This window comes from Streptomyces sp. NPDC030222 (genome assembly GCF_055573115.1).
On sequence record NZ_JBVICA010000005.1, the window covers coordinates 400,744 to 410,784 of the forward strand.

Consider the following 10,041-nt stretch of genomic DNA (forward strand, 5'->3'; position numbering starts at 1 on the left):
TTGCTGGCCAAGATCGGCTTCGGCAGCGGCTTTGACCAGGTCAGCGTCAGCTCGCGGCCGTCCCTGACCCCGGACAGCATCGGCCCGGTCCCGCCGCCGGAGAACTTCACCGCCGCCATGGTCGCCTTGGCCACTACCGACCCGTCAGCAGCAAATGCCAGTGTGGGATCTGTGGCGACCCACGCGCCGTCCCGCCGCATCCGCACCGGTGCCCCGTGTTGCCTGACTGTGAACGCACCGTCCGGCTGCGCCCAGGTGTCGCTTGACTCCGTACGAGCGGATACCAGTTCGACTTCCTGGCCGGAGGTCGTAGCGTCCTTGAGGGCTTTGTCCTGCTCGCTCATCGATCCGTCCGCAACGGGATCGGTCGATGTCGCGGTTGCGGCCGCGAATGTGCTGGGAGCGGCTGACGCCGACGGAATAGGGAAAGCGGAAGCGGTTATGCCGCAGGCGAGCGCGATGGATATCGCACCGGTTCTCAGGCGGCCCGAGGGTGGCCTGATGAGTGGAGAAGTGAACACCATGCTCCTTGCGTGTTCCTGAAGAATTGGGAGCTGACTCTATATGCCGTCAGCCAGTGGCAGCTTCTTCCGGGTCAGGGCACGACGCCCCCCGTTGGGGGCTGACCTGCAGGATCGAAGTCACCTGAATAGTAGATAACTGACGCTTCGTCATAGATCCGGCATGTGGTCGCTGATCATGATGGAAGCATCAATACTTCGCACCGGAAATTGCTGGAACCAAAGACGGCAAGCTAACCTGCGGCGGATTTTGACCATTGTGCAAAGGGGTGGATGTGTGAGACGTTTGGGTATACGCGGCTGGGCCGCTGTGGCTTCTGCAGCGGTCATGGTGGGGCTATTGCCGGCCCCACCTGTGGCCGTTGCCGAGAGCCCGGAATGGGCCCTTCCCAAGCTGAAGCAGCCAAAGGCCGTCGCTGTAAAAAAGGCAGCGGTAGGCGGCAAGAAGCGTCCTGACGCGGCCGCGGCCAAGGCATGGAAGCGGCCCAAGGTGACATGGCCGGCAGCCGGAGCAGCGGAAGTGAGCCTCGGGACCACCGCCCGACGCGCAGGCACACTGCCTGTCTCGGTGGCGACAACCTCGAGTCGGAACAAGACAACTGCTGCTCGCGCGGCAAAGGGGACGAAGGTCCGGGTTTCCGTGGCGAGCCACGACGCCGCCACGAAGGCAGGCGTCGACGGTCTCCTCCTCTCGGTCAACCGCACGGACACCAGCGCGGTCGAAGCCAAGACCGCTGTACGAGTTGACTACTCCTCCTTCGGCGGGGCCTACGGCGGTGACTGGGCCGCGCGCCTGCGGCTGGTACAGCTGCCGTCCTGCGCGCTGACCACGCCGCAGAAGGCTGCGTGCCGCAATGGCAAGCCCCTCAAGACGCTCAACGACACCAAGACCGGAACGCTGGCCGCAGACGTATCCCTCGCCTCCGCGCCCGCCACGACCGGCCGGCGCGCCGCTTTTGCCTCCAACGGGGCGACGGTGCTGGCGGCGACCGCCGGTTCCGCGGGTCCCACCGGCGACTACAAAGCGACCTCGCTGGAGGCATCGGGCTCGTGGAGCGCGGGCGGCTCCACAGGAGCGTTCTCCTGGACGTACCCGATCGATGTGCCGAAGGTGCCCGGCGGTCTCGCGCCGTCGGTCTCGCTGGACTACAGCTCCCAGGCGGTCGACGGACGCACCGCGGCCTCCAACAACCAGGCAGGGTGGATCGGAGACGGCTGGGACTGGCAGCCCGGCTATATCGAACGGCGCTACAAGGCCTGCAACGACGACAAGACCGGCGGGACGAACACCACCCGGATCGGCGACCTGTGCTGGTTCAACGACAACGCCATCCTGTCGCTCGGTGGTAAGAACACCGAGCTGGTCTACGACGCAGCCAAGGGCTGGCATCCTGCGTCGGACTCCGGCGAGAAGGTCGAGAAGCTCACCGGCGCCACCAACGGCGACAACGGCACCGCAGGCGTGGACGGTGTCGGCGAGCACTGGAAAGTCACCACGACGGACGGCACACAGTACTTCTTCGGACTGAACAGGCTGCCGGGCTGGAAGGACAACGGCACCGCCGCAGACGACCCGGTGACGAACTCGGCCTGGACCGTTCCCGTCTTCGGTAACCAGTCCGGAGAGCCGTGCTACAACGCGTCGTTCGCCGCAGCCTGGTGCCAGCAGGCCTGGCGCTGGCAGCTCGACTACGTCGTCGACCCGCTGGGCAACGCAATGGCGTACTACTGGAAGACCGAATCCAACAACTACGGCCGTAACGTCTCACAGACGACCGGCGCGTCCACCGCCACCCCGTACCTCCGCGGCGGATACCTCGAACGCATCGACTACGGTCTCCGCTCCAACACGGTCTACTCGGGCAAAGCCATGGGGCAGGTCCACTTCGGAGTGAGCGAGCGCTGCCTGACGAACTGCACGACGTTCGACTCGGCCACCGCCGCGAACTGGCCAGACGTGCCATTCGATCAGTACTGCAAGGACGGAGTGGAGTGCAAGGACAAGTACTCCCCGACGTTCTGGTCCCGCAAGCGCCTGACCAGCATCACCACCAAAGCCCTGACCGGCGGCGTCTACAAGGACGTCGACTCCTGGGCGCTGAAGCAGGGCTTCCCTTCCTCCGGTGACGGCATCTCCACACCCATGTGGCTCGAGTCCATCACCCGAACCGGCCTGGCCGGCGGATCAGTCACTCTTCCCCCGGTGACGTTCGCCGGAGTGCAGAAGCCCAACCGCGTGGACAAGCTGGGAGACGGCCTGGCGCCGTTCATCCGCCTGCGCCTCTACCAGATCACCACCGAGACCGGCGGCACGATCGGCATCGACTACCTCGACCCCGACTGCACCGCCACATCCCTGCCGCCGACGGACGACTCCAACACCACCCGCTGCTACCCGGTGAAGTGGGCCTACGAAGGCGAGACTGCAAAGCAGGATTGGTTCAATAGCTACGCGGTGCAGCGCGTGACCGAAGGCGACAACCTGGCTGAGTCGCCGGACGTCGTCACGGAGTACGCCTACCTTGGTGGCGCCGACTGGGGTAAGTCGACCGACGAGTTCACCAAGGCAGAGGACCGGACGTATTCCGTCTCCCGTGGCTACCATCGCGTCCAGACTCGCAAAGGCGCCGCACTCGACGCCAAGACCCTGACCGAGACCCGCTACTTCCGCGGTATGGACGGAACGGTCGTCCCGGACTCGGCAGGTGCCACGGTCACCGATCGCGAGCAGTTCGCCGGCATGGTCCGCGAAACCGCCACCTACAACGGCGACGACACCTCCGAGCTGGTGTCCGCCACGTCCTACACGCCGTGGCGCTCTGCCGTCACCGCCACGCGAGCACGATCGGGCCTGCCGGCACTGGAGGCATACCTCACAGGCATGCAGACCGAGCGCACACGCACCACCGTCACCGGCGGCACCCGGGTGGCCGAGCTCTACCGTGCCTTCGATTCCTACGGCATGGTGACAAGCGTCACCGAGCACGGCGACACCGCCAAAACCGGCGACGAAAAGTGCACCAGCACCACATACGCCCGCAACACGGCTGCGTGGATGCTCGACAGGATCTCGCGCACCGAAACAGTCGCCGCCGCCTGTGGCGCCACCGTGAGCCGCCCCAGCGACGTCCTCGCAGACGTACGGACCTACTACGACAACCTCGCCCACGGCGCCGCGCCCAGCAAGGGCCTGGTCACCAAGACCGAGCGTATCAACGGCAACGGCATCGGCTACGGGCCGGTCAACTCGGTCCCCAGCACGTGCGGTCTGAACAAGGACCAGCTCTGCTACGACCAGTACGGCCGTGCCCTCAAGGGCACCGACGCCTACGGCAAGGACACCACCACCGCATATACCCCTGTCACGGGCGAAGCGCCCACCTCAATGGTGGCGACCAATCCCGCGGGACATGCGGTGACAACAGCTTTGGATCCGCTGCGCGGCCAGCCGACCAAGGTCACCGACGCCAACGGCAAAGTGACGTCCACGGCGTACGACGCACTGGGTCGAGTGACCAAGGCGTGGCTGCCCACACGTCCGGCAGCGACATACCCGAACGCGCCGAACCACAGCTTCGAGTACCTGGTCCGGAACAACGGACCGATCGTCGTCACGTCGAAGTCGCTGGACCACAACTCCGTCTATCAGACGTCCTATGCGTTCTACGACGGGCTGCTGAGATCACGTCAGACTCAGGTGACGTCGCCGGACCGTGCCGGGCGCCTCGTCTCGGAAACCTTCTACAACACCCGCGGCGAAGCCTGGCGGGCGTCCGGCACTTTCTTCGCCACCGGCCAGGCCGAACCGGTACTGGTCACCGGCCAGGACAACACCAAGTACCCTGCTTCGTCCGACACACTGTTCGACGGCGCCGGACGTGCCACAGCGGTGATCGCCAGGAAGTTCGGCGACGAGACCAAGCGCGCCACGACCGCCTACACGGGTGACAGCACCACCGTCATCCCACCGAAGGGCGGTACCGCCACCACCACGGTTGTCGACGCCCTGGGACGCACGGTCGAGGTGAAGCAGTACACCAACGCCGACCGCACCTCGTCACAGTCCACGGCCTATACCTACAACAAGCACGGCCGACTCGAGACCGTCACCGATCCGTCGGGCGCCGAATGGTCCTACCGCTACGACATCCGTGGCAATCAGACGCAGGTGGACGACCCCGACAAGGGCACCACGAAGACCGTCTACGACCAGGGCGACCGTGCCACCGACATCACGGACGTCGGCCGCAACATCACGCTCCACACCGACTACGACGCACTCGGCCGCAAAACGGCGCTGAAGAAGGGCACGACCCCGCTCGCGTCCTGGACCTACGACACCATCGCCAAGGGCCTGCCCACCGCGTCCACCCGGCACGTGGGTCAGAACGACTACGTCATGGAGACCACCGAGTACGACGACCTCTACCAGCCGGTCGCCACCAAGGTCACCATTCCCGCCTCCGAAGGGCCCCTGGCGGGAACCTACGAGTGGTACCACTTCTACAACCCCAACACCGGCCAGCCCACCGAGACCGAACACCCAGAGATCGGCGGCCTGCCCCTGGAATCGGTCACCAGCTCCTACAACACCTCAGGCCTTCTCCACTCGGTCTATGCCGGCAGTGACCCGCTCATCTCGGCGACCACGTACGACCACTACGGCCGTGACATCCGGACCGAGTTCGGCGAGTTCGCCAAGCACCTGTGGACCACGAGCGAGTTCGACGAGCACACGGGCAATCTGACCCGGGCCTACACCGACCGTGAGGTCGCCCCGCAGCGGATCGAGGACACCCGCTACGCCTACGACCCGGTGGGCAACGTCACCCAGGTCGCCAGCGCATACGGCCAGGACGCTTCCCGCACCACCGACACCCAGTGCTTCGCCTTCGATGCCCTCGCGCGCATCACGGAAGCCTGGACCAACACAGGCGAGCAGTGCGCCGCAGAGCCTTCCGACAGCGTCGTCGGCGGTCCTGACGCCTACTGGACGACCTACACCTACGACGCGGTCGGCAACCGCCAGAAGGAGACCCAGCACAAGACCGCATCCGGCCCCACGGCCGACACCGAACGCACCTACGCCACCCCTCCGGCAGGAAAGCACAACCTGCCCAAGGTCACCCAGACCGGCACCAACCCGCACGAGGAGACCTTCACCTACGACTCGGCCGGCAACACGACCGGTCGCACCATCGGCTCCACCAGCCAGGCCCTGACCTGGGACGACGAGGGCCACCTCAAGGACGTCACCGAAGGCACGAAGACCAGCAACTACGTCTACGACGCCGGAGGACAGCGCCTGATCCGCCGCGACTCAACCGGCACCACCCTCTACCTGCCCGGCGGCAACGAGCTGCACATGGACAAGGTCGGACTGGTCACCGGCACCCGCTACTACAACGTCGGCGGCCAGAACATCGCCATGCGCAGCGGCGGAAAGCTGACCTTCACCCTCACCGACCACCACAACACCGCCACCACCCAGATCACGGCAGACGCCACCCAGGCAGTGACCCGCCGCAAGACCACCATCTTCGGCGGACCGCGCGGCGCTCAGCCCTCCAACTGGGCAGGTGACAAGGGATTCGTCGGCGGAACCCGCGACAGCGACATCGGCCTCACTCACCTCGGCGCCCGCGAATACGACCCCCAGATCGGCCGCTTCATCAGCGTCGACCCGATCATGGTCCTTACCCAGTCCCAGCAACTCAACGGGTACACGTATGCCAACAACAACCCCGTAACGCAGTCAGACCCCACAGGCCTCTGCGCCGAAGTCGACTGCCCCACACGGCCCTCACCCCGGCACGAGAACACCACACCCGGTCACCAGCCGGGTAAGCCGAGAATTAATCAGAACACCAGGGCGGCGGAGGACCGGGTCAGGGCCTCCCACAATGCATACGACCGCACCGTCGATGCATGGCACTCCGGGAAAAAGCCGGCACGCAACAGCAAGAATACCCCTCGCAAAAAGCTGATCGAGATCTTCGTCAAGTACGACCCGACCGATGGTAGCGTCACCAAACAAGTTGCCTACAAAATGTGGCTATATGGAGGCGCGTCAGAAGAGGAAATCGAATACTTCCTCGACTATCCCTGCGACTTCATTGAGTGTTACTCGCCCGCAGAAGCGCTGGTGACGGGCAAACTCATCGATGCCTCCATCTACGAACCGCCAGCCGGTCAAATGATCGGCGAAGCATTCGCCATGGGCTACGGCTCACGAACCGCAGGTATGCGCCAGCCGGGCGCCCGCGGAGGAAACTGCAAGTGTTTCCTCGCCGGTACCGACGTCAAGATGTCCGACGGCTCGACCAAGGACATCGACAAAATCAAGGTCGGCGACCTGGTCATCGCCACTAACCCCCTCACCGGCGAAACCGGCGCCCGTGAGGTCACCCGACTCATCGTCACGGACGAAGACAGGGACTTCAACGAGCTCACCATCAAGACCGCCCACGGCCTGGAGAAGCTCACCGCAACATACGAGCACCCCTTCTGGTCACCCTCCGAGCGTCGATGGCTCGAAGCGCGCGACCTCGCACCCGGCATGACCCTCCGCACTGACGAAGGCGCCACCGCCAAGATCGAAGCCAACCGCGGCTTCAGTAAGCGAGCACGTACCTACAACCTGACCGTGGAGGGCCTCCACACGTACTATGTGTTGGCGGGGAACACTCCGGTCCTCGTACACAACTCTTCTTGCCTCACAACGGCTGGCAATAGTTTCCCCGGGGTGGCTCACACTCTTGACGAACACGTCGGGATATCGAACGCCAGAGCAATCTCCCTGGCTGCGAGCAAGCCGGGTGGAAAGAACAGTGTGTTTATTGATCACCAGACCGCGCAACAGGTTGCGGACTACGCCGTAGCTTTCAATCAGGCCCGCATCAATAAATGGTTGCGGGGATCGCAGCAGCAGTTGACCTTCTCCGGTAGGTTTGGTGCCAATAATTCTCTGGGCACTACGTTCTACGCGGATGGGTCGAGTGCTGCTACAGGAAACGGCTACTTCATACAGTTGACGCGCGCCAAAGGGCATCCAGGTGGTTTCTACGTATCGACGCTTTATCCGAAGTGAGGAATACCATGGAAAGGTTCACTAGTTTCGACTTCGGTTTGTCGGGATTGGCTGCCCTATTTCATGAGGACTGGATTCATACGGGAGGAGTTGAGGAAGTTGTCTACTCCTACCTCTCCGTAGGGGAAGCGCCCGTCGCCGATGAGGCGCAGCAGAAGGAGGCGGCTGCGCTTGAGCGTGACGTCGCCGAACTGGCTGGTTCTTCCTTGAGTGACGGCAGGATCGAGATGCTTTTCTTGATGTCGACTTCATGGAATTATTGCTTCCAAGGTGACGAGACGGGCCGCATCCTTCTGGGTCGCATCGGCAGGGCTTGTCGGCGATGGAAAGCGATATATGGCTGTGTTCCTCTGGAGGCTGACGCTGCGTGGTCTTCTCAGGCTGTAGTGAATGAGGTGTGCGACGTCATCGCCAAAACCCCTCTGCAGCTCCCTGAGGAATTTCGCAGGTACTTCGGGTCCGAGGTATCCGAACTACGCGATGCGCTCGACGCTTGCGTGCGATCTGCCTCCGCCGACCTTGCTTTTCGGCTCCTCTTGAGGATTCATGTCGCCAATTTTATTCCAGTGGATCATTCCGCTTGGGTGAGGTATGAGGGGATCGCTTGCCGATTGGCGCTTGGAGAAGATCTACTGTCTTCCCTTGAATTCCTGTCTCCCGATACAGATCCCAGGTCGAATTAGGGGACTCCATCTGAGCCTCCTTTTTTGGCGGCCTACCTTTGACGGGTGACGCCAACACGTATGAAGCCCTGCCAGACGTTTTCTGGCAGGGCTTCGGTGTGCTTGACGCTGAGGTTGAAAGGGTGGGGTGACAGCAGGCGTTGGCGGTGCTACATCCTCGTCATGAGGTACGCGGATGGTGGCGGTCTGACCGCTGCGGGGCGGGCGAAGCGTGAAGGAGTGCGTTTCGAGGCCGCGGAGATGTTCGAGCAGGGGGTGCGGCCGCCGGAGGTGGCCCGTGGGTTACGGGTGTCGCGGAAGTCGGCGTACGCCTGGCACGCCGCCTGGCGCGACGGCGGCAGGTCGGCCCTGGCCTCCAACGGGGCCGGCGGCTTTTCCTGTCAGCTCAACGATGTCCAGGCTGAACGGTTGCAGGCCGAACTGGATGCCGGCCCTGCAGCGCACGGCTGGTGTGAGGACCAGCGGTGGACCCGTGTCGTATCTGCTGCACCGGCTCGGCTGGCCGCCGCAGGTCCCCGCGCACCGGGCCGTCGAGCGGGACGAGCAGGCCGTGGTCCGCTGGCGGACGGAGCAGTGGTCACGGGTAAGGGGACGGCCCAGCTCCTGGGCGCGTGGACAGTCTTCGAGGACGAGACCGGCCAGGACCTGAAACCCGGCAAGGGCCGGACCTGGTCGCGGCACGGGCGGACGCCGCTGGTCAGGGTAACGGGCAAGGGTTCCGGCCGGGTCCTGATGGCCGGGATGAACTGCGTCAGACCGGGCCGCGAGACCAGGCTGATCTACCGGACCCAGACGTACCGGGGCCGTACCGGCGAGAAGAAGGGCTTCCGGGCCCGCGAGTTCGCGGACCCGCTGACCTCCGCCCGCCGGCAGCCCGGCGGCGCCCCGCTGGTCGTGGTGTGGGACAACGCGAGCACCCACCACGCATCATCCGGAGCAACTCCACCGCGTTCGATGACCCAGCGACGTCGGCCGAGTCGTTCGCTGGACTCGATGCCTTTGCGGGCGATCCGGACTGCGATGCGTTTGCCGCGTAACCATTTTCGCAGTTCAGGTATGTCGTAGGCCTTGTCGGCGTGCAGTTTGCGGGGCTTGTAGTGCCAGCCGCGGTCGGGGTCGTGTCTCGATTGGAGACCGGCCACCATGGGCTTCAGTCCAAGACTGTCGTGCGTGTTGGCTGCGGAGATGCCGACGACCAGGGGCAGTCCGTTCGCGTCCGACAGGACGTGCATCTTGGAACCCGCTTTGCCCCGGTCCACGGGGCTCGGACCTGTGAGTTCGCCCCGTTTTTGGCCCGCACGTGCACAGAGTCGAGGACCGTGCGGGACAGGTCCAGCAAGCCGCACTCGTCGATCCGGTCGAGGACCGCCTCGTGTAACCGTCCCCGGACGCCGGCTCTCGACCAGAGCATGAACCGGCGATGGGCGGTGGACTTCGAGATGCCGAAGCATGGCGGCAGAGCCCGCCAGGCACAACCGCTGACCAGCACGTAGACGATCGCGGCGAACAGCGTCTCGTCTGGTGTGTCCTGCGTCCCGCCGCCCTGCGACCGCACCTTTGACGGCGGGATCAGCGGCTTCGCGATCTCCCATAACCCGTCCGGAACAATCCAACTCCACGTACCCCGCCCCATGAACCGTCCAACGAGCCGGCACCACATAGGACACGGTCTAAGGCCAATACCGGTGACTTTGATGGTGGTGGGTCGTTGGGGGTGGTGTGCCAAGGCCAGGTCAGGTGAAGTCGT

General features: G+C 64.4%; 4 protein-coding genes and 2 pseudogenes. 5 read left to right on the forward strand and 1 reads right to left on the reverse strand.

Annotated elements, in window-relative coordinates:
* The 5 genes and pseudogenes from ACZ4Z5_RS10575 (at window position 1) to ACZ4Z5_RS10595 (ending at window position 8,943) form a co-directional block, all read left to right on the forward strand.
* Entirely contained in the window at window positions 1-543 is a 543-nt protein-coding gene (locus ACZ4Z5_RS10575) for a hypothetical protein (protein ID WP_468259570.1), read from the forward strand.
* 618 nt (window positions 544-1,161) lie between these two features.
* Window positions 1,162-7,611: an RHS repeat-associated core domain-containing protein gene (locus ACZ4Z5_RS10580; RefSeq protein WP_468259573.1), complete on the forward strand. Its 6,450-nt coding sequence runs from the start codon at window positions 1,162-1,164 to the stop codon at window positions 7,609-7,611.
* 8 nt (window positions 7,612-7,619) lie between these two features.
* On the forward strand, window positions 7,620-8,294 hold the full coding sequence (locus tag ACZ4Z5_RS10585; protein ID WP_468259575.1) for a hypothetical protein: 675 nt from the start codon (window positions 7,620-7,622) through the stop codon (window positions 8,292-8,294).
* A gap of 240 nt (window positions 8,295-8,534) precedes the next feature.
* A pseudogene (locus tag ACZ4Z5_RS10590) lies at window positions 8,535-8,585 on the forward strand (hypothetical protein); the annotation flags it as partial.
* A 133-nt stretch (window positions 8,586-8,718) separates the two neighbouring features.
* A complete protein-coding gene (locus tag ACZ4Z5_RS10595; protein WP_468259577.1) occupies window positions 8,719-8,943 on the forward strand; it encodes a winged helix-turn-helix domain-containing protein in 225 nt (74 codons plus the stop codon).
* A gap of 298 nt (window positions 8,944-9,241) precedes the next feature.
* Here ACZ4Z5_RS10595 and ACZ4Z5_RS10600 read toward each other — a convergent pair.
* A pseudogene (locus ACZ4Z5_RS10600) lies at window positions 9,242-9,927 on the reverse strand (IS5 family transposase); the annotation flags it as partial.
* Between the last annotated feature and the right edge of the window lie 114 nt (window positions 9,928-10,041).

Coding starts and splice junctions, on each gene's coding strand:
- ACZ4Z5_RS10585 (WP_468259575.1), top strand. CDS start 7,620: ATGGAAAGGTTCACTAGTTTCGACTTCGGTTTGTCGGGATTGGCTGCC.
- ACZ4Z5_RS10595 (WP_468259577.1), top strand. CDS start 8,719: ATGCCGGCCCTGCAGCGCACGGCTGGTGTGAGGACCAGCGGTGGACCC.